The sequence below is a fragment of the Thalassococcus profundi genome, from assembly GCF_003344785.1.
Classification (GTDB): Bacteria; Pseudomonadota; Alphaproteobacteria; order Rhodobacterales; family Rhodobacteraceae; genus Puniceibacterium; species Puniceibacterium profundi.
In genome coordinates, this window is record NZ_QPMK01000008.1 from 141,497 (window position 1) to 160,372 (window position 18,876).

The 18,876-nt window shown below is 61.9% G+C and carries 17 protein-coding genes; 10 read left to right on the forward strand and 7 right to left on the reverse strand.

Features of this window, described 5'->3' with window-relative positions:
* Positions 1-10: 10 nt before the first annotated feature.
* Together DU478_RS12465 and DU478_RS12470 are read left to right on the forward strand one after the other, a co-directional pair.
* A complete protein-coding gene (locus DU478_RS12465) occupies positions 11-1,456 on the forward strand; it encodes a GumC domain-containing protein (protein ID WP_114511289.1) in 1,446 nt (481 codons plus the stop codon).
* On the forward strand, positions 1,453-2,721 hold the full coding sequence (locus DU478_RS12470; protein WP_114511290.1) for an O-antigen ligase domain-containing protein: 1,269 nt from the start codon (positions 1,453-1,455) through the stop codon (positions 2,719-2,721). The genes DU478_RS12465 and DU478_RS12470 overlap by 4 nt, the downstream gene beginning before the upstream one ends.
* A gap of 53 nt (positions 2,722-2,774) precedes the next feature.
* Here DU478_RS12470 and DU478_RS12475 read toward each other — a convergent pair whose 3' ends face one another.
* Positions 2,775-3,413 (reverse strand): tyrosine-type recombinase/integrase, encoded by a 639-nt coding sequence (locus DU478_RS12475; RefSeq protein WP_114511291.1) that lies wholly within the window; start codon positions 3,411-3,413, stop codon positions 2,775-2,777.
* A gap of 155 nt (positions 3,414-3,568) precedes the next feature.
* Here DU478_RS12475 and DU478_RS12480 point away from each other — a divergent pair, with 155 nt between their 5' ends.
* Positions 3,569-4,297 (forward strand): hypothetical protein, encoded by a 729-nt coding sequence (locus DU478_RS12480; protein ID WP_114511292.1) that lies wholly within the window; start codon positions 3,569-3,571, stop codon positions 4,295-4,297.
* Between the two features lie 584 nt (positions 4,298-4,881).
* Here DU478_RS12480 and DU478_RS12490 read toward each other — a convergent pair.
* The 5 genes from DU478_RS12490 to DU478_RS12510 all read right to left on the reverse strand — a co-directional run bounded on the left by DU478_RS12490 (position 4,882) and on the right by DU478_RS12510 (position 9,113).
* Complete coding sequence (locus DU478_RS12490) at positions 4,882-5,346, reverse strand: nuclear transport factor 2 family protein (protein ID WP_114511294.1); 465 nt, start codon at positions 5,344-5,346, stop codon at positions 4,882-4,884.
* 122 nt (positions 5,347-5,468) lie between these two features.
* The gene (gene cynS, locus DU478_RS12495) at positions 5,469-5,936 is read right to left on the reverse strand and encodes a cyanase (RefSeq protein ID WP_233501222.1); all 468 of its coding nucleotides are present in this window, start codon (positions 5,934-5,936) and stop codon (positions 5,469-5,471) included.
* Between the two features lie 37 nt (positions 5,937-5,973).
* Positions 5,974-6,882 (reverse strand): ABC transporter ATP-binding protein, encoded by a 909-nt coding sequence (locus tag DU478_RS12500; RefSeq protein ID WP_114511295.1) that lies wholly within the window; start codon positions 6,880-6,882, stop codon positions 5,974-5,976.
* Positions 6,883-6,893: 11 nt separating this feature from the next.
* A complete protein-coding gene (ntrB, locus tag DU478_RS12505; RefSeq protein WP_114511296.1) occupies positions 6,894-7,727 on the reverse strand; it encodes a nitrate ABC transporter permease in 834 nt (277 codons plus the stop codon).
* Positions 7,728-7,730: 3 nt separating this feature from the next.
* Positions 7,731-9,113: a CmpA/NrtA family ABC transporter substrate-binding protein gene (locus DU478_RS12510; protein ID WP_114511297.1), complete on the reverse strand. Its 1,383-nt coding sequence runs from the start codon at positions 9,111-9,113 to the stop codon at positions 7,731-7,733.
* 200 nt (positions 9,114-9,313) lie between these two features.
* Here DU478_RS12510 and DU478_RS12515 point away from each other — a divergent pair, with 200 nt between their 5' ends.
* Positions 9,314-11,173, forward strand: a complete 1,860-nt coding sequence (locus DU478_RS12515) for a sigma 54-interacting transcriptional regulator (RefSeq protein WP_114511298.1) — start codon at positions 9,314-9,316, stop codon at positions 11,171-11,173.
* Between the two features lie 311 nt (positions 11,174-11,484).
* On the opposite strand, the gene DU478_RS12520 is transcribed toward DU478_RS12515, so the two are convergent.
* Positions 11,485-12,159, reverse strand: coding sequence for a TetR/AcrR family transcriptional regulator (locus DU478_RS12520; RefSeq protein ID WP_114511299.1), 675 nt, complete (start codon positions 12,157-12,159; stop codon positions 11,485-11,487).
* Between the two features lie 119 nt (positions 12,160-12,278).
* Here DU478_RS12520 and DU478_RS12525 point away from each other — a divergent pair, with 119 nt between their 5' ends.
* The 6 genes from DU478_RS12525 (at position 12,279) to DU478_RS12550 (ending at position 18,447) form a co-directional block, all read left to right on the forward strand.
* A complete protein-coding gene (locus DU478_RS12525) occupies positions 12,279-13,142 on the forward strand; it encodes a shikimate dehydrogenase (RefSeq protein ID WP_114511300.1) in 864 nt (287 codons plus the stop codon).
* Between the two features lie 5 nt (positions 13,143-13,147).
* A complete protein-coding gene (locus DU478_RS12530) occupies positions 13,148-15,031 on the forward strand; it encodes a bifunctional sugar phosphate isomerase/epimerase/4-hydroxyphenylpyruvate dioxygenase family protein (protein WP_114511319.1) in 1,884 nt (627 codons plus the stop codon).
* 84 nt (positions 15,032-15,115) lie between these two features.
* Positions 15,116-16,108 (forward strand): TRAP transporter substrate-binding protein DctP, encoded by a 993-nt coding sequence (dctP, locus tag DU478_RS12535; RefSeq protein WP_114511301.1) that lies wholly within the window; start codon positions 15,116-15,118, stop codon positions 16,106-16,108.
* Between the two features lie 65 nt (positions 16,109-16,173).
* Positions 16,174-16,701 (forward strand): TRAP transporter small permease, encoded by a 528-nt coding sequence (locus tag DU478_RS12540; RefSeq protein WP_114511302.1) that lies wholly within the window; start codon positions 16,174-16,176, stop codon positions 16,699-16,701.
* Positions 16,698-17,993 (forward strand): TRAP transporter large permease, encoded by a 1,296-nt coding sequence (locus DU478_RS12545; RefSeq protein ID WP_114511303.1) that lies wholly within the window; start codon positions 16,698-16,700, stop codon positions 17,991-17,993. Before DU478_RS12540 ends, DU478_RS12545 begins: the two co-directional genes overlap by 4 nt.
* Before the next feature lie 16 nt (positions 17,994-18,009).
* Positions 18,010-18,447: a type II 3-dehydroquinate dehydratase gene (locus DU478_RS12550; RefSeq protein WP_114511304.1), complete on the forward strand. Its 438-nt coding sequence runs from the start codon at positions 18,010-18,012 to the stop codon at positions 18,445-18,447.
* Positions 18,448-18,876 lie beyond the last annotated feature (429 nt).

An 18,876-nucleotide genomic window follows, 5' to 3' on the forward strand; every position in this document is an offset into this window, starting at 1 on the left:
GAGATGCTTGATGACCCTGCAAGAGACCTTTCTGCCCCGCACCAATCTGGCCCCTCGTCCGCGCCGCCTGTCGCTCCGCCGCATCCTCGTCGGCGGGCGGATCGGCGACCTCGGCCGTTTTCCGCGCTACCTGGCGTTTGCCCTGGTCGGCGGAACTCTGATCTGGGCACCGATCACCGGCTACCTGCGCACTGCGCCGCTGGCGTTCAAATCCGGCACCTCGCTGATCCTGCCTGGGTCGGGCGCCTCGGCGTCGATGAACCTCAATGGCATCGGGCAGGCTTCGTCCTACGCCAACTCTGCGTTTTCCAGCAATTCCGTCAGCCCGACCGAAACCTACAAGCGCCTGATCGGCGCGGATCGCATCCTAGAAGCGGCGGCACGGTCGCTGGGGGTGAGCCGGGCGGAGTTCGGTAAGCCCCGGATCGACCTGGTGGACCAGACCAGCCTCATCCATCTCGAGATCACCGGCGGCACCGCCGAAGAGGCGCAAGCCCGCGGCGAGGCGCTGCTTGCAGCCTTCTTTGCCGAACTCGACGCGCTGCGGGCCGACGAACAGGCCACGCGCGAGGACAGCGGGCTGGCCGCGATCGAGGATTACCGCAACTCGGTCGCTGCGACCCGCGCCGACATCGCGCGGTTGCAGGCAGAGACCGGGCTGGTGTCCGTCGATCAATACGACGCAATCGTCGACGCGACCCGGTTGCTGGAGAGCCGCGTGCAGGATCTTGCCGCGACACTGGCCGAAAAATCCCGCAGCGTGGCCGCGCTGGAGGTCAGCCTTGGCGTTCCGGCAGGTGCCGCGGCGGCGACGCTCAAGCTTTTCGCCGATGCCGAATACATTGCGCTGACCGAAGAGTCCGCGCTCCATGCCGCAAGCCTTGCCGAGGCGCGTTCGCAATTCGGAGAGGGCCACCCCAAGGTGCAGGCCGCACGCGCTGCCAACGCAAAGGCGGGCGAAGCGGCCCTGCGCCGGGCGCAGACGGTGACCGGCTTTGCGCCGGAGAAGCTCGAGACGCTCGATCTGGCCCCCGAGGGCGCCCGTGCCGATCTGCTGGCACAGCTTGTGCGCATGGATGCAACGCGCGCCGGTACCGCAAGCGAACACCAGACAATGTCGGCGCGGCTGGCGGACGAACGCGCCATGCAGCAGGTGCTGGCCGCGCCCGCCGCCCGATTGCAGGACTTGCAGCGCGACTTCACCGTGGCCGAGGCGGTCTTTGCCAGCGCCATCGCGCGCACCCAGTCGACCAAATCCGACGTCTACGCGTCCTATCCCCTGGTGCAGGTGCTGGAAAACCCGTCGCTGCCGGATCGTCCGTCGTCGCCGAACCGCAAGCTTGCCGTCGCGGCGGGCGGGGCCGCGACGGTTATGATGCTGTTGGGTCTCCTGCTTGGATGGATGCGCTCTGCCGTGATCGGGCGGCTGATCAAAGCACCGAAAGCGGCGACATGATCCCGCAGAATCCAGCCGAGCGCATGGTCTACAAGACCATGGTCTGGACCTGGCCGTTCTATGCCGTCGGCGCGCTATACGTAGTCGGCCCGGTCCTTGCGTGGCTGCTGGGCGGGCTCGCCGCGCTGGTGCTGTATCTGGGCCCGGCGGTGCGCCTCGACCTGCGCGCGACCGGGCCGGTACCCGGGCTGGTCTGGCTCTGGATCGCTGGCATGTGTATGATGCTGGTGGCGCTTTGGGTCGGGCATCTGGACTGGGGGCTCGGCCTCAAGCAGACGATCAAATCGTCCATCGGCTGGGCGAAGGGCTGGGCGCTGCTCGCGCTCTTTCCGCTGGCGGGAGCGGTTCTGCCGATCCGCCGGGCCATCCTGATCCGCGGCCAGTGCGTTATCGGTGCATGGACGCTGGCGCTGGCCCCCTTGCTGCTGGCGGCGCCCTACCTCGGTTTGCCGGAACGCATATTTACCTCGCCGCTCAAGGCCATCGGCGGGCCGGGACCGGAATATTTCAGCGTCTTCCTCTTTACCTTCGATCCGGCAAGCTGGACACCGCGGTGGCAATTCTACGCCCCATGGTCGCCCTTTGCCGCCCTGCTGGGCGTCGTCATGGTGCTCTTTGCGCTGGAGGAAAAGGACCGGAAATGGATGCTGGCGGGCCTTGGCGCGGGTCTCCTGATGATCCTCGCATCAAAGTCGCGCATGGGGCTTGTTGGGCTTGTCGCCTGCACGATCACGCCGCGCCTGATGCCGCTGATCCTGCGGGGCTGGGCCTGGCAGGCCACGGCGGCGCTCACGGCTTCTTTGGCTGTGCTGGGCACGGCCCTCGCGGCCTTGGTGCAGGATGCAATTTCGACCTTCAAGAGCGCGCGCGCCGACAGCACCCGCGTCCGCGAAACGTTGCAACGCATCGCCTCGGAGCGCTGGCAGAACGAGGCCGTCTGGTTCGGTCACGGCACGGTCCATCCCGGATCCCACGCGGTGGAATACATGCCGATCGGATCGCATCACACCTGGTACGGTTTGCTGTTCGTAAAAGGTCTGGTCGGGTTCGCGGCGCTGCTGGTCCCGCTTGCGTTGCATACATTGGTCGTGATGGTCGACGCCGCGCGCCATCCGCGCGGACGGCTGCCCATGGGCATCCTGATGACGCTTGTTCTGCTGTCCTTCGGCGAGAACATCGAGATCGAAGCCTACATGTTGTGGCCGGGAATGGTCTTGCTGGGCGTACATCTGCGAGAAATGATGCGCGAAAATATAGTATCCTAACGTTAAAGCGAATTAGAGAGACATTTCTCACCACCTAATAACGAATATACTGGTCAAGCCGCCAGCAAATCCTGCTCCAGCTTCTCGAACATCCCGGCATCCTGCTCGGCGTTTTCGAACAGATGACCGTAAACGACCATCGTCATGGTGATCGACGCATGACCGAGTAGGGTCTGGATCTTCTTGGGGTTCCAGCCCTGCTCGATGAAAAGCGATGCCGCTGCGTGACGCAACGCGTGGATGGCGAACTTCGGTTTGCCGTCAGCATCGACGACTCCGTTCGCGATCAGAATCGGACGAAACACGCGGTTGTAGATGTTGGCGTAGTTCTGGACCTTGCCAGCACCGTTCGGGAACACGAGGTTTTGCGGGGAGGCAGGGCCTTCTGCCTGCCACTCGGTCAGTGCGCTCTTGACCTTGGGCGCCATCGGGATGTCGCGGTAGCCCGCCCGGCTTTTGGGCTTGCCGATCTCGCAGGTCTCGTCGGCCCGCTGCCGCACCTGGATCACACCGCGGTCGAGATCGACGGCGTCCCATGTTAAACTGCGGAGTTCCGAGATCCGCATCCCGGTGAAGATCGCCACGATGAACATGGCGCGGTGCGTCTCCGGTGCATTTTCGATGATGATGCGAATCTCGTCTTTGGTCGGGATGACCTTTTCGTCCTGCTCGGTGCGCCGCCGACGCCGCATCTTCGCGTCCGTCGGGGGGTAAAGTGGCTGGATTAACGAAATTCTCAAGATTTATAATGGCTTGGGCGTCTGCAAGGGCGGCCCCGACGCTTCCCTGACGTATCGCTGCCGAGTTTTGGTTTTCGTTTCGGGGGTATAGCTACTACGCAAATGCCATGAACAAAGCCGTCTCCGCATATCTGATCGCAACCCATGGCCGAAGGGAGGTCACGGAAGACCATCCGGCAGTCCGTCAGCAAGTCGCCAACATACGGATATTCGTTCGCAAGGTGCAGTCGCGCACCGAGGAGCAGGAGGGAGGCAAGACCAACTATTACTTTGACTACGCGCGCAAGGTGCGTGGCCTTTCCTCGCTGCCGAAGCTCGAGCGTGCGTTAACGCGAGTCTCCGAGGGCCACTTTCTGATCATGGATGGCCTCAGTCGGCTTTGGCGAGCATGTCCGAACCGGGAGGCAAGGGATCGTCTGCTGGCCGACCTGGAGCTCTATTCATCGAAGCTGTTCGGCGTGCGGCAAATAAGTCCGCTGTCCGATCTGACGCGTGAGACGATAGATTTGCTGATGTCCGGCGCCCTAAATCCTCGTTTCCAGCTTGCGCCAAGAGAGGTCAAACGGCCGCACATCGTGCGCCAGCTTCAGACTGCGTCCGCTAGCGTCGTGTCTAAGAAAGTGCGGCGCAGCGCTGCTGACGCCAAGGCACATGAATTGCATAGAATCCGAGATGAACTGCAGGCTGGGACAGACCGCGTCACCAACAAGATGATCGCCGACCGTGCGAACGAACAGGGATTGCGTACGACCCGGGGAGGCCACTGGCGCCCCGACACTGTCGCACGGCAGCTGAAGCGTCTGTCGGCCGACCCTCACAGCGAGGATGATATCTGAGGCGCGCAGAGGTGGTCGTAGGTGAGCTTGGTGGGATTTTACGATCGAGACTGCACAAAAGGGCAGGACGCAACCTAAGTGCGGCTCAGGCCGTCTAAAGTGCTACCCAAATGATACCCAAGCACAACTGGTCCACGTGCTCTCAATGGAGAAAGGTCTCAAGTTATTGTTTTCATTTGTTTTCTATGGTGCACGGGGGCGGAATCGAACCACCGACACGAGGATTTTCAATCCGTCCAAAGTTAACGATTTGCATTTGCGTAGCGACCACAGGTGGCTTTCGTTTCCAGTCAAAAGGAAATTGGGAGCGATCAGAAAGCGGGGGCGATGTGGCGCATGCCCCCTCTCCCAAGTTTCTGCTGGCAGGCTCAGGCCGCTATCCTACGACCCCGCGCTCTCCGTCGCAGATGACCGCGTCACCTTTTCGTTCAACACCGAAACTGCTGCCCCGGCGACCAGAGCCCAGAACGGTGCGCTGATGTTCAGGAAGAACACGTTGGACATCGCCACGATCAGGGCGATGAAGGCACCGATCTAGTGTCCTGGGTTGCGGTCAAACCGCCGCGTGGCTGTGCGTGCCGGGTCTAAAGGCCAAGCTCGGTCAAGCCGGGATGGTCTTCCGGTCGGGGTCCGTGCGGCCAGTGAAAGAGCCTTTCGCTTTCGGCAATGGGCACGTCGTTGATCGACGCGTGCCGCACCGCCATGTACCCTTCGGCATCGAATTCCCAGTTTTCGTTGCCGTGCGCACGGAACCAGTTACCGTCGGCGTCGTGATATTCATAGCAGAAGCGTACGGCGATCCTGCTGTCGCCATGTGCCCAGATTTCCTTGATCAGGCGGTACCCGTTTTCGGTCTGCCACTTGCGTGTCAGGAAGGCTTCAACCTCGTCTCGGCCATTCAGAAATTCGGATCGGTTCCGCCAGCGGGTCTCCGGTGTGTAAGCTTGCGCCACCTTGACCGGATCTCGCGTGTTCCAAGCGTTTTCGGCCATGCGCACCTTTTGCACGGCGTCTTCGTGAGTGAAGGGCGGGACAGGGGGGCGGGTCATCGTTGTGTTTCCTGCCTTACGTCAGTTAGGCCGTGGCCGGTACGGTGCCGCCGATACAGCACAATGAGATCAATCGGCGAACGGAGGCCGGGACGCAGAGCCCCTGCCTCCGGTGACCCCCGTTACCAGCTGTTGTAGCCAAGGTACTTGCCGGACATTTCGACCTTCACGCGGTCGCCCTTGGGATGCTCGACCCGCGTTACCTGCATGTCGAAGTCGATGGCGGACATGATGCCATCGCCGAATTTCTCCTGGATCAGCGCCTTGAGCGTCGGGCCGTAGACGCCGACGATCTCGTAAAACCGGTAGATGCAGGGATCGGTCGGCACCGTTTGTTCCCAGATCTTCGTCGGGCTTTCGGCCAGCACGCTCGCGGCTTCCTGCGGTAATCCCAGCGCCTTGGTCAGCGCCTCGGCCTTGGCGGGCGGGAAGGCGTTCATGCCCATGCAGGCGGAATGGGTCCAGACCGGGGACATGTCGATCTTTTCGGCGATGCCTTCCCAGGTCAGGCCGGCCTGCTTCTTGGCCGACAGGATCATGGCGGTCACGTCTTCTTTGGTCATCTCGGTCATGGCAAATTGGTCTTTCATCATTGTTGCTCCTCTCCTTGATCTCTGTGGGCGATGCTCAGGTGTTGACCGCGCGCAGCCGACGCGGCGCATCGCCGGGCCCGTCGGCCGCCAGTGCGGTCTTGTCGATGTGCACGGTTTCGGGACGGTTCGTGTCCGAACCCTCGGCCTTGCCCGAGATTTCCTTCGAGCGCTGGCCGAGGAAATGCACGAGATGGTTGCGGATCGCGTAGTAGTTGGGGTGCTCGACGATATCCGTGCGGTTCCGGGGCCGCGGTATGGTGATCTCGACCGATTCCGCCACGCGGGCGAAGGGGCCGTTGGACATCAGCAGGATGCGGTCGGCGAGCAGGATCGCCTCGTCGATGTCATGGGTGATCATGAACACGGTCTGTTCGGTGCCGCCCCAGATCTTGAGAAGCTCGTCCTGGATCGTGCCCCGCGTCAGCGCATCGAGCGCACCGAAGGGTTCATCGAGCAGCAGAAGCTTGGGGTGGTTGGCGAAGGCCCGCGCGATGGAGACGCGCTGCCGCATCCCGCCCGACAGTTGAGAGGGTTTGCGGTAGACCACGTCGCCCTCGAGCCCGACCATGGCGAGGTACTTTTTCGAATGCTCGATAACCTGCGCCTTGGTCCATTCCGGATGGCGCGCGGCGACGCCGAAGGTTACGTTCTTGAGGGTCGAAAGCCAAGGCAGCAGCGAATAGTTCTGGAACACCACGCCACGGTCGAGGCTGGGGCCGGAAACTTCGAAGCCGTCCATCTTGACCACGCCGCTGGTCGGGTCGGCGAGGCCCGCGAGGATGTTCATGATCGTCGACTTGCCGCAGCCGGAATGGCCGAGGATCACGACGAATTCACCCTTTTCGACGCCGAAGGTGGCGTCCTCGAACACGGTCAGGTCTCCGCCCTGGCCGTCGGGATAGATCTGCGTCAGGTTCTCGACGCTGAGAAACGGTTTGGACATCTGCTCTTTCCTTATTCCACGTAGGCCACGGCGCGCTGCAGGATGCCAAAGGCTGAATCCAGCAGCATGCCGACGACGCCGATCATCAGGATCGAGAACACGACCGAGGTGAGGTCGAGGTTGTTCCACTCGTTCCAGACGTAGTAGCCGATGCCGGTGCCCCCAACGAGCATCTCGGCCGCGACGATCACCAGCCAGGCGATCCCGATAGAGATGCGCATGCCGGTCACGATGGTCGGCGCCGCGGCGGGCAGGATGACGGTAAAGGCGGTGCGCAAGTTCCCAAGCTCATGGGTGCGCGCCACGTTGACCCAGTCCTGCCTGACCCCAGCGACGCCAAAGGCGGTGTTGATCAGCATCGGCCAGATCGAGCAGATGAAGATGACGAAGATCGCCGAGGCTTCGGAATCCTGGATGATGAACAGCGCCAGCGGCATCCAGGCCAGCGGCGAGATCGGACGCAGCACCTGGATAAACGGGTTGAGCGCCTTGAACGCCGTCTGGCTCATCCCGATGAGAAACCCGAGCGGGATCGCCACAATGGCGGCCAGCAGGTAGCCCGACAGGACGCGGTAGATCGAATAGCCGATCTGGATGCCGATGCCCTTGTCGTTGGGCCCGGCGTCGTAGAAAGGATTGCTCAGCTCTTCCCACGCCTTGGCAATGACCTGGCTCGGGGCGGGCACACCCGCCTTGGGCGCGCCGCCGCCGGTCAGGCGTTCGTATTCGGTCAACTCGCCCACGGCCTTTTGCGCCGGGATGGCGGCCTCCCAGATCAGGAGGCCGACCGCCAGCAGGACGATGGACAAGACAGCGGCGCGTTGGTTGAGGCTCAGACCAGCCATGCCTTACCCCTTCTTGATCGCGAAGCTGTCGACATAGGCTTCGGGCGTTTCGGGATCGAAGCTCTTGCCCATGATCATGTGCGACTTGTAGGTGATGTCCGGCGCGTCGTAGCCGAGGTCGTTCATCACCTTCTTGCAATCCGCCGCGAGGTAGACCTGTTCGGCCACGGCCTTGTAGTCGATGTCGTTCTCGATATAGCCCCAGCGCTTCATCTGGGTCAGGATCCAGACCCCCATCGAGTGCCAGGGGAACGGGTCGAAGTCGATCCGGTCGGGCACCTGCTTCACCTCGCCCAGGCCGTCGGCATAGGTTCCGGTCAGGACCTGTTCGATCACGGTCACCGGCTGGTTGAGGTAGTTGGTGGGCGCGATCGCTTCCGAGATTTCCTTGCGATTGTCCGGGTTCGAGGCGTATTGCGTCGCGTCGATGATCGACTTGAGCAAAGCGCCGTAGGTGTTGGGTAGCTCTGTGGCGAAGGACAGCGGCGCGGCGAAGGCGCAGCAGGGGTGGCCCTCCCAGATCTCCTTGGTCAGGATGTGGATGAACCCGATTCCCTCGTAGACCGCGCGCTGGTTGAACGGGTCGGGCGACAGGTAACCATCAAGGTTTCCGGCGCGCAGGTTGGCGACCATTTCGGGCGGCGGCACCACGCGGATCTGGATGTCGACATCCGGGTCGAGGCCGAATTCGGCGACGTAGTAGCGCAGCAGGAAGTTGTGCATTGAATATTCGAACGGCACGCCGAAGGTGAAGCCCTTCCACTGCGCGGGGTCGCGTTTGTCCTTGTGCTGGTTGCCCAGGACGATGGCCTGACCATTGATGTTCTCGACGGCGGGCATGATGTACGGCTCGGCCACCGATCCGGCGCCCAGCGTCATGGCCAGCGGCATCGGCGTCAGCATGTGCGACGCGTCGTATTCCCCCGACAGCGACTTGTCGCGCGCCACGGCCCAGCCGGCGGTCTTGATGACCTGCGCGTTCAGCCCGTATTTTTCGTAGAAGCCAAGCGGCTGCGCCATGATGATCGGCGTGGCACAGGTGATCGGCACGAAGCCGATGTTGAGATCGGTCTTTTCCGGCGGCCCGAGGTTGTCGAGGATTGCGGCCTTTGCCTGGTCCATCGGGAAAACCGAGGCGAGCGCGGCGGCGACCGTGCTGCCGCCCATCATCCCCATGAAGGACCGGCGGCCGATGTCGCTCTGGCCAAAGACGGATCGGACGATGGCGCTTTCGACGGCGCGCTCCATCATCTGTTCGGAGGTGGTGATCTCTGCGCCCGTATCCGCATCCGCGGCTCGGGTGGCGCAGCTTTTGCAGCCGCAATCGGCGCCGTGCCGCAGGTCGGTCTTTGCGGAAAAGGGATTTCCGAGGCTCTTGAGTGTCATGTGTGTCTCCCCTGTTGCTGCTTCGATCTTGCGCAAGCGAAGAGGGGGGCAACAGGGGAAGGCGCATGTTTCGATAAAACAAAAATATCAATTTGAATCAGATATTTGATCTTATGATAGCCCAAACATAACTTATGAATTTACGTAAATTATGATTTTTCGTATTGCCTTGCACTGGGTGCTGCGCTTTTTTCGGAGCCATGACCGGCGCTGTTCCCTCGGTCGATTCTCTGGTGGCGGGTGCATTCGGCGCGACACTGGTGATCGATCTCTCGAATGATCGCATTCTGGCGGCCACCGCTGCCGCAGGCGATCTTCTGCGCGATTCCCGTCTGGAAGGGACGCGTTTCTCGGAATTCGTGCCGGGGCAGCTGGGCCAGCTCATCGTGTTCGTCGACGAGGTCCTGCACCGGGGCGGGGCGTGGACACGGCGCATTCCCATCACGGCGCGTAATGGTTCGGCGCTGGAATGCGAACTGAACGGCAAGGTGGTCACGCTGGAGAGATCGAAGGCGCTCCTCCTGCAGATCACCGATCTGGCGGAGCTCGACGCACGAGCCGAAGCAGCGCGCGCGGCAAAGCTTTACGGTGGCGGTCTGCGGGAATGGCAGCGGGCGCAGTCGTTCTTCTCCGAACTTGAACAGCAGAACCAGCTGATCCTCAACGCGGCGGGCGAAGGCATCTACGGCGTGAACGCCGACGGCAAGACCACCTTCGTCAACCGCGCCGCGCAAGAGATGCTGGGCTGGACCTCGGACGACCTTCTGGGTCAGGACATCCACTCCAAAATTCACCACCACCACCTGAACGGCGACGTTTACCCGTCGCAGGAATGCCCGATCTATCAGTCCTTCCGGTTCGAAGAGGTCAACCGAATCGAGGACGAGGTGTTCTGGCGCAAGGACGGCAAGCCGATCCGCGTCGAATACGTCTCGACCCCGATCTACGAGGGCAAGGTTCTGGCCGGGGCCGTGGTGATCTTTCGCGACATCACCGAGCGCTGGGAAAACGAACGCAAGCTGCGCGAGGCGATGGAAGAGGTGGCGGCGCTGCGCGACAAGCTCGAACAGGAAAACGCCTATCTCCAAGAGGCGATCAACATCGAGCGGGCGCATCACGACATCATCGGCCGTTCGCCGTCGATCCGGCAGATCCTCGCCCGGATCGAGATGGTGTCCCGCACCAATGCCAACGTTTTGATCTCGGGCGAAAGCGGCACGGGCAAGGCGATGGTCGCCTCGGCCATCCATGCCGACAGCGATCGTCGTCGGCGGCCCCTGATCCACTTCAAATGCGGATCGGTGACGCCGGACATGATCGAAAGCGAACTTTTCGGCCATGTTCGCGGCGCCTTTACCGCCGCCTTGCGCGACAAGCCCGGCAAGCTGGAACTGGCCCATGGCGGCACGCTGTTCCTGGATGAATTCGCCGAGATCCCGCTGGAGCAGCAGGGCATGCTGCTCGAGGCTCTGCAAAGCGGGCGCGTGACCCGCATGGGCGACACGCGGGCGCGCGAACTGGACCTGCGCGTCGTCGCCTCGACCAGCCGGAATCTCGAGCGCGAGGTCCAGGCCGGGCGCGTGCGACAGGACCTCGTGTTCTTCCTCAACATCTTTCCGATTCAATGCACGCCGCTCAGAGAGCGGGTCGATGATATCCCGCTGCTGACGGCACACCTGCTGCGCCTCGCCTGCAAGCGTCTGGGCATAAAGGTGCCCGTGATCACCGAAGGCATCATGCGCGATCTGCAAAGGTACGACTGGCCGGGGAACGTGCGGGAACTGGCGAACGTGGTGGAACGCGCCGCGATCGTGTCGCGCGGCGACAAGTTGCAGGTCGATATCCGGCCGGCGGCATCGCCGGCCGTGCGCAGCGTCGCGACCCTGATGACCGAAGCCGACGTGGAGCAGATCCGCACCGCGAATACGATTGCCTGCCTGCGCGAAACCGGTGGCAAAGTATCGGGCCCCGGAGGCGCCGCGGAATTGCTCGGTATGCGGCCGACTACGCTCTACTCCCGCATTCGCAAGCTTGGTCTTCATGCCGAAGACTGGAATTGAGAGCCTGCTTGTCTTCGAGAGCGCAATATCGCTTGGCGCCGATAGTTGCCGTCTCGTCTGCCGCGGTGATCTGCAACGGCGACAGAAGTTCGGGATACCAAGACCCGTCTCCGGATAGCCCATCCATCCCCTTGCGGAAATCTATCGGCGCGGTGGCAAGGAAAATCTTGTAGGTGTTTGAAGGAGCAATCATTGAAACCGCTCCGCAACTTGAATTAACTTCAACAGCTCACCCTCGGATAACCCCATCGAGGAGACATCAGTGTGTACCTTTCAGGCAAACCGCAAAGCGGTCAGCCGCCACAAGCACCTCACTCATGTTCGGGAAAATTGGTTTCCGGCTTGCATGCGATTGACAGGATGGCGGCGACCGTTTGCCGGCGGATAGTTTGCTGGCCGATATCTTCAAACAGCTCATCGCCAAAAATCGCGGAGAAGGTCGGCCGGTTCGAAACGTTGAAGAAACTCGCTGCGCTTATTTGCCAATGTAGCGCGACCGGATCGAGCGCCTCGCGGAACACTCCGGCATCCTGCCCGCGCCGACAGATCTCGGTCAACTTGTCGATGGCGGCCACGTTGAGATCGCGGATCACTTGGCTCGCGATCAGGTGCTTTGCCTTGTGGATGTTCTCGATCATCACCATTCGGATGAAGTCGGGATTTGCCCGGTGGTGATCGAAGGTAAACGACACCAGCCGGGCTAGCGCGTCCTGAGGCGCGAGATGATCGAGGTCGAGCTGAGCTTCGCCCTCGCGCACTTTGAGATAGGCAGCCTCCAGCGCCCGGGTGTAGAGGCCCAGCTTGTCGCCGAAATAATAATAGATCATTCGCTTGGAGGTCTGGGTTCGGGAGGCGATCGTGTCCACGCGGGCCCCGGAAAACCCGTTTTCCGCGAACTCCGAGAGCGCAACAGTCAGGATGTCCTGCTTTACCGCTTCGGGATTCTGCGTCCAACCGCGCCGTTCTGCATCCGTCGTCGTACCCATGTCAGCACATATAAAGAAGGTCTGCCGGAAACAAAATGGACCGTGCGGTACATTATGTCTTGACGAATTGTACCGCGTGGAACATTTTCTCCCAATGCGTGGTTGGGAGGCCACGAAAGATGCAATCCGAACCCTCGGCAAAGCTGACAACCGCCTCTGCAGGCTCTTTCCGGATGGGTCTGGTCGGGCGCGGTATCCGGCTGTCGCGTACACCCGCCATGCACGAAGCCGAGGCCGCGACATTGGGCATGACCTGTCGTTACGAGCTGATCGACAGGGATGTAGACCCGGTGCACGACCTGCCGGAAATCTTGTCGCGTGCCGAGGCGGAGGGCTTTGCCGGGCTCAACATAACCTATCCCTACAAGCAGGACGTCATTGCGCATGTTCACCACCTTTCGGACGCCGCAAAGCGTGTCGGCGCAGTCAACACCGTGGTGTTCCGCGATGGGTTGCGGTTCGGCCACAACACCGATTTCTGGGGCTTCAAGGAAAGCCTGAGGACCGGTCTGCCCGGTGTCGAGCTGGACGATGTCCTTTTGATCGGCGCGGGCGGTGCCGGGGCGGCCCTGGCACATGCGATGGCCGACATGGGCGCGGCGCGCCTCCGGATCCATGACACGCGGGGCGGCGCGGCCTTGTCCCTGGCGAAAGGAATCGCCGTCGCCGAACCCGCCCGGGACTTGGCCGAAGCCGCCGCAGGCGCATCGGGCATCGTCAACGCAACACCGGTCGGCATGGCAAAGATGCCGGGCACGCCGATCGCTCAAACTCTTCTGGAAGCCCGGCACTGGGTCGCGGATATCATCTATTTTCCGCTCGAGACCGAACTTCTCCGTACGGCCTCTGCCCTCGGGTGCCGCACTCTGAACGGGGAGGGCATGGCGGTATTCCAGGCCGTGCGGGCCTTCCAGCTCTTTACCGGCCACAGTGCCGATCCATGCGGGATGCGCGCCACCTTTCGCGCGATGGGTGCGGTATGAGCGGGGTGCGGACGGGAATCGCGACAGTAACGATCTCGGGCACACTCGAAGAGAAGATCGAGGCCATCGCCGCTGCCGGCTTCGACGGCATCGAGATATTCGAGCAGGATTTCATCGCCGACATCCGCAGCCCGAAAGCAGTCGGTCAGCGCATCCGGAACGCGGGGCTGCAGGTCATGCTGTTCCAGCCATTCCGTGACTTCGAAGGCTTGCCGAACCCGATGCGGGCGAAAGCCTTCGATCGGGCGGAGCGCAAGTTCGACGTGATGCAGGAGTTGGGTTGCGACCTGATCCTGATGTGTTCGTCCTGTCATCCCGCCGCCCTGGGCGGCATCGACCGCGCCGCAGAGGATTTCGCGGGATTGGGCGAGAGGGCCGCCGCACGCGACATACGCGTCGGCTACGAGGCGCTGGCGTGGGGGCGGCATGTGAATGATCACCGCGACGCGTGGGAGATCGTCCGCCGGGCTGATCATCCCAATGTGGGCCTTGTGCTGGACAGTTTTCACACGCTGGCCCGAAGGATCGACCCGGACAGCATCCGCCGCATCCCCGGCGACAAGATATTCTTCGTGCAACTTGCCGATGCACCCGCAATCGACATGGACCTGCTGTACTGGTCCCGGCATTTTCGGAACATGCCGGGCGAGGGCGATCTGCCTGTCACCGCCTTCATGCAGGCCGTGATGGCAACCGGCTACGACGGTCCGATCAGCCTAGAGATTTTCAACGACCAGTTCCGGGGCGGCTCGCCCGAGACCATCGCCCGGGACGGTCATCGCTCCATCGTCGCTCTGATGGACGATGTGCGTCACTCAGAACCGGATACCGGACCCGGATTACCGCAGCTTCCGCGCCCCGTCACCGTCCGCGATACCGCGTTCATCGAATTTGCCGCCCAAGGCCAAGAGTTGAGCAAATTGGAGACGTTGCTCGACACGCTCGGTTTCCGCCGGGCGGGGCGGCACAAGTCCAAGTCGGTCCAGCTTTGGCGGCAGGGTGATGTCCGTGTCATCCTGAACGCCGAGACCGAGGGGCATGCGGGCAGCGCATGGAATGCCCGCGGCACCACTGTCTGCGATATCGGCCTCAATGTTGGTTCGGCATTAGACACAGTCACCCGCGCGACTGCGCTCGGCGCTAAGCCGTTCACCCAGCCGCTCGGTCCAGGTGAATTGCCCATCCCGGCGATCCGCGGGCTCGGCGGCAGCGTGATGCACTTTATCGACGACGGGGACCTGGCGAATGTCTGGAATGTCGAATTCCTGTCCGACGACAAGACGGCACCCGGCGTCGGCCTGACCCGCGTCGACCATATCGCCCAGACCATGACATATGACGAAATGCTGTCTTGGTCCCTTTTCTACACATCGCTTTTCGACATGGTGAAGGCGCCCATGGTCGACGTGATCGATCCGGATGGGCTTGTGCGCAGCAGGGCCATCTCGACCCCTGACGGGTCGTTCCGGATTACCCTGAACGGGGCAGAGACCCACCGCACGTTGGCCGGATCCTTCCTGACCGAAGGGTTCGGCGGATCGGTCCAGCATATCGCACTGGCGACCGACGATATCTTCGCAACGGCGACCGCATTGCGGGATCGGGGGTTCGAGGCGCTGCCGCTGTCCCAGAACTACTTCGACGATCTGGCCGCCCGGTTCGATATCGCGCCGGATGTGCTTGCCAGGATGCGGGCCGAGAACATCCTCTACGATGCCGACGACAAAGGCGAATTCCTACAGCTCTACTCGCGACCTTTCGCCGGGCAGCTGTTCCTCGAAATCGTGGAACGGCGCGGTGCCTATGCCGGTTATGGCGCGCCCAACGCGCCGTTCCGGATCGCGGCGCAGAAAAGATTTCAACGGCCGAAAGGGATGCCTGCGATCTGATCTGTGCAAATTGCAGGATGACTCTTTCATCCTGGAGAAATTTTCAATCCACCAAAACGGTGGAACGTCAAAGGGAGGAAACCAATGACATCACTCACCCGCCGGACCGCTCTCGCGGCTGCACTCGCCACCACGACCGCCTTTGCCTTGCCGGCCTCGGTCTGGGCTCAGGACATGCCGACGCTGCGGCTTTCCTCGGTGGTCTCGGACAACGACATTCGTGCAGAAGCCTTCGCCGAGATCGCCGAAGCCGTTTCGGGCACGTTCGACATGCAGGTGTTCAACGGTGCGACCCTGGTCGCGCAGGGCTCCGAGATGACCTCAATCCAGCGCGGCAACCTCGAGATGGGCCTGATCGCGCCACAGACCATCGCGGAGCAGATCCCGGAATGGTCGATCGTGACCTCGGCCTATTTGTTCAGCGACGCGGCGCACCTTCAGGCCACTTTCGACAGCGACGTGGGCGACGAGCTAAAGGCGCTGGCCGCCGATGCCGGGATCCACGTGCTCGCACCTGTCTACTTCGGCACGCGGCAAGTGAACCTGGCCCCGGAAATTGACGTGCAGACGCCCGAGGATCTGAACGGGATAACCATGCGGATGCCCGGCGGCGATGCCTGGCAGTTCCTCGGCGAAGCCATCGGCGCGAATCCGACTCCGCTGGCCTATGCCGAGGTCTATACCGCCCTGCAAACCGGCGCGATCGACGGCCAGGACAACCCGCTGCCCAACGATTACAACATGAAGTTCTACGAGGTGACGAGCCAGATCGTGCTCACCGGTCACCTCATTGGCTTCGACGTGCTCGGCATTTCCAAGGAGCTTTGGGACGGGTTCACGCCCGAGCAGCAGGAGACGCTGCAGACGGCTGTCGACGCGGCCATCGCGACCTCGACCCAGCGCCACCTCGACCGTGAGGCCGAGTTGGTCGAGTTCTTCCGCGACGAAGGTCTGCGGGTCTATGAGCCGGACCGGATCGCCTTTCGCGATTACGCCCAGCAGAAGTATCTCGAGTCCGAGTTCGCCGCGAGCTGGCCGGAGGGCATGATCGACCGTATCAACGCACTGGCGGAATAAGCCCGTCACATTGACCGGTTCCGGGCCTGCCCTCGACGGCAGGCTCGGTGCCAACAGGATCACGCATGTCTTCTTCGCCATCGAGACCGACCCACATCCTTCGCACCCTTGCGGATGCGGTGCCTGCAACCCTGCTGGCAGTAATGTTCGTCTGTTTCATCATCCAGGTGTTCATGCGTTACGTCATGGACAGCCCTGTCGGCTGGACCGTCGAGGTCTGTGTCATCGCATGGCTCTGGATCCTGCTCTGGGGCCAGTCCGTTTCCGCTGAAGAACAGGACGAGATCCGCTTCGACATCCTCTACGGGAGCGTCTCCTCCGGTGTGAGACGGTGGTTTCGCATCGTCTTTTCCCTGCTGCTCGTGGGTATCTACGCTTGGTCGCTGCCGGCGCTCTGGGATTTCGTGACCTTCATGAAAATCCAGGACACCTCCTATCTCGATATCCCCTTCAGCTGGGTTTACTCTGTCGCCTTAATCTTCTCCGTCGTGACGATCCTGCGTTACCTGCGAATTTTATGGGGGGCAGCACGCGGAACCGACACCGGCCAAAGTTCGGTTGACGAGCTCGGGCGCAAGGATTTCACCGAATGAGCTGGGAATTCGGCGCTGCGGTCGCCATGATCGTCCTGTCCGCCATCATCGGCCTGCCCATAGGGCACGCGATGCTGGCCTCCTCGGTGTTCTACCTGCTTCTGCAGGGTCAGGACATGTCCATCGCCTTCGAGCAGATGCTGACCGGTCTCTACGGCTCCTATGTCCTGCTGGCGATCCCGCTCTTCATCTTCGCCGCCGACCTGATGAACGTAGGCTCCCTTTCGGACAAGCTGCTGGATTTCTGCCGCGCCCTCGTGGGCCGCTTCCGCGGCGGATTGGGACATGTGAACGTCGTCTCCTCGCTGATCTTCTCGGGCATGTCCGGCTCCGCCATCGCGGATGCGGTCGGCATGGGTCGGATCATCATCAACCTGATGACCAAGGACGGGAAATACCCGGGTGCCTATGCCGGGGCGATAACGGCGGCCTCGGCGATCATCGGGCCGATCATCCCGCCATCGATCCCGATGGTCCTCTATGCACTCGTCTCGGACACTTCGATCGGGTTCCTGTTCCTCGGGGGTGTGGCACCGGGGCTGATCCTGGGCATCCTGCTGATGACGATGAACGCTTGGCAGGCTCGCATCCACGACTACCCCGTGGAAGAGCCCGTACCGCTGCGAGAGTTGCCCGGCATCACGCTGCGCGCGGTGCCCGCCCTGCTGATGCCCGTCATCCTTCTGGTCGGAATTTATGGTGGTGTCACGACCCCGACGGAGGCCGCTGCGCTGGCCGCGCTCTACGCCTTTCTCGTGTCGACGCTGTTCTACAGGTCGGTCAGCCTGCGCCTCGCCTACGAGACCGTGCGCAACTCCGCCAAGTCCACGGCAGCTGTCGGTTTCCTCATCGCCGGGGCGCTTGCCTTCAATTACGTGGTGACGATCGAACAGGTGCCCAACGTGATCCGCGATGCGCTTGGCGATACCGAACTGACGCGCATCACCTTTTTGCTGCTGGTCAACGTCATCCTGCTGTTGCTGGGCTGTCTGCTGGAGGCCAATGCGATCCTGCTCGTGATCGTCCCGATTTTCCTGCCCACCGCCGTTTCGCTCGGGATCGACCCGGTGCATTTCGGCGTAATCGTGGTCGTCAACACGATGATCGGGCTGGCGACGCCGCCATACGGCCTGCTGCTCTTCGTCGTGACCTCGATCACACGATCACCGATCCGCGAGACGATCCGGCACCTTCTGCCTTTTCTCGCCATCATGATCGCGGGACTGGGAATAATCACTTTGGTGCCGGACATCGTGCTCTGGCTGCCGCGGCTTTATGGCTATGGCGGATGACCTTTTGGAGACTTCAATGGACACGATCCTGATCATCAACGGCCCCAACCTCGACATGCTAGGCACCCGCCAGCCCGAGGTCTACGGCTACGACACCCTGGCCGACGTGGAGGCGCTCTGCCAGCGCATCGCCAAGGACGAGGGCGTCGCCATCGACTTCCGCCAGAGCGACAGCGAAGCCGAGATCATGGGATGGATCAAGAAAGGGCGTGGGACGACAGCGGGCCTCATCCTGAACCCCGCCGGCTTCACCTCGACCTCCATTGCGATCCTCGATGCGTTGCTGATCTACGAACGTCCGATCATCGAAGTGCATATCTCGCCGCTGTTCCGGCGCGACGAGTTCCGGCACCTCAGCTACCCGTCCAAGGCCGCGTCAGCGAAGATCGAAGGGTTCGGAATCCGCGGCTACGAGTTCGCCCTGCGCAAGCTGGCCGAATGGGCGCGCGGCTGAACTGGACCTATTTGAGGCTGCAAAGATACGGCAGGATGCGTTCAAAGCGGCTCGAAACGTCGGAGGAATCTTTCGAACCTCTGATCTGGAGCGCCTCGCAAACACATTGCAAGCGACGATTTTCGATCTGTTTGGCTTTGCGCATAGGATAGATCTTGCCGACCGAACAGAGCGCCTGACCGAACATATAGCATGCGACGGCGGAGCAAGACCGCAGGAACGCGCGCGTGAAGGCTAAAGTTAAGCCGCCAGCAAGTCCTGCTCCAGCTTCTCGAACATCCCAGAGGTGGTCCTACATTTTAGACCAGCTTGCAGCCTTTTTAAGATGGATCAGGGATTGATTTAGGCTGCTAATCTCATTGGTTCTGTTTTGCTGGCATAGGCCTCATCGGGGGTCAATATTCCGTGGGTCGAATGCGGGCGCTCGGA

Excerpts from the sequence above, each read along its gene's own strand:
- DU478_RS12515 (WP_114511298.1), top strand. The coding sequence starts at position 9,314 with ATGACCGGCGCTGTTCCCTCGGTCGATTCTCTGGTGGCGGGTGCATTC.
- DU478_RS12480 (WP_114511292.1), top strand. The coding sequence starts at position 3,569 with ATGAACAAAGCCGTCTCCGCATATCTGATCGCAACCCATGGCCGAAGG.
- DU478_RS12545 (WP_114511303.1), top strand. The coding sequence starts at position 16,698 with ATGAGCTGGGAATTCGGCGCTGCGGTCGCCATGATCGTCCTGTCCGCC.
- DU478_RS12525 (WP_114511300.1), top strand. The coding sequence starts at position 12,279 with ATGCAATCCGAACCCTCGGCAAAGCTGACAACCGCCTCTGCAGGCTCT.
- DU478_RS12550 (WP_114511304.1), top strand. The coding sequence starts at position 18,010 with ATGGACACGATCCTGATCATCAACGGCCCCAACCTCGACATGCTAGGC.
- DU478_RS12520 (WP_114511299.1), bottom strand. The coding sequence starts at position 12,159 with ATGGGTACGACGACGGATGCAGAACGGCGCGGTTGGACGCAGAATCCC.
- cynS (WP_233501222.1), bottom strand. The coding sequence starts at position 5,936 with ATGAAAGACCAATTTGCCATGACCGAGATGACCAAAGAAGACGTGACC.
- DU478_RS12470 (WP_114511290.1), top strand. The coding sequence starts at position 1,453 with ATGATCCCGCAGAATCCAGCCGAGCGCATGGTCTACAAGACCATGGTC.
- DU478_RS12490 (WP_114511294.1), bottom strand. The coding sequence starts at position 5,346 with ATGACCCGCCCCCCTGTCCCGCCCTTCACTCACGAAGACGCCGTGCAA.
- DU478_RS12540 (WP_114511302.1), top strand. The coding sequence starts at position 16,174 with ATGTCTTCTTCGCCATCGAGACCGACCCACATCCTTCGCACCCTTGCG.
- dctP (WP_114511301.1), top strand. The coding sequence starts at position 15,116 with ATGACATCACTCACCCGCCGGACCGCTCTCGCGGCTGCACTCGCCACC.
- DU478_RS12500 (WP_114511295.1), bottom strand. The coding sequence starts at position 6,882 with ATGTCCAAACCGTTTCTCAGCGTCGAGAACCTGACGCAGATCTATCCC.
- DU478_RS12475 (WP_114511291.1), bottom strand. The coding sequence starts at position 3,413 with ATGCGGCGTCGGCGGCGCACCGAGCAGGACGAAAAGGTCATCCCGACC.
- DU478_RS12465 (WP_114511289.1), top strand. The coding sequence starts at position 11 with ATGACCCTGCAAGAGACCTTTCTGCCCCGCACCAATCTGGCCCCTCGT.
- ntrB (WP_114511296.1), bottom strand. The coding sequence starts at position 7,727 with ATGGCTGGTCTGAGCCTCAACCAACGCGCCGCTGTCTTGTCCATCGTC.
- DU478_RS12510 (WP_114511297.1), bottom strand. The coding sequence starts at position 9,113 with ATGACACTCAAGAGCCTCGGAAATCCCTTTTCCGCAAAGACCGACCTG.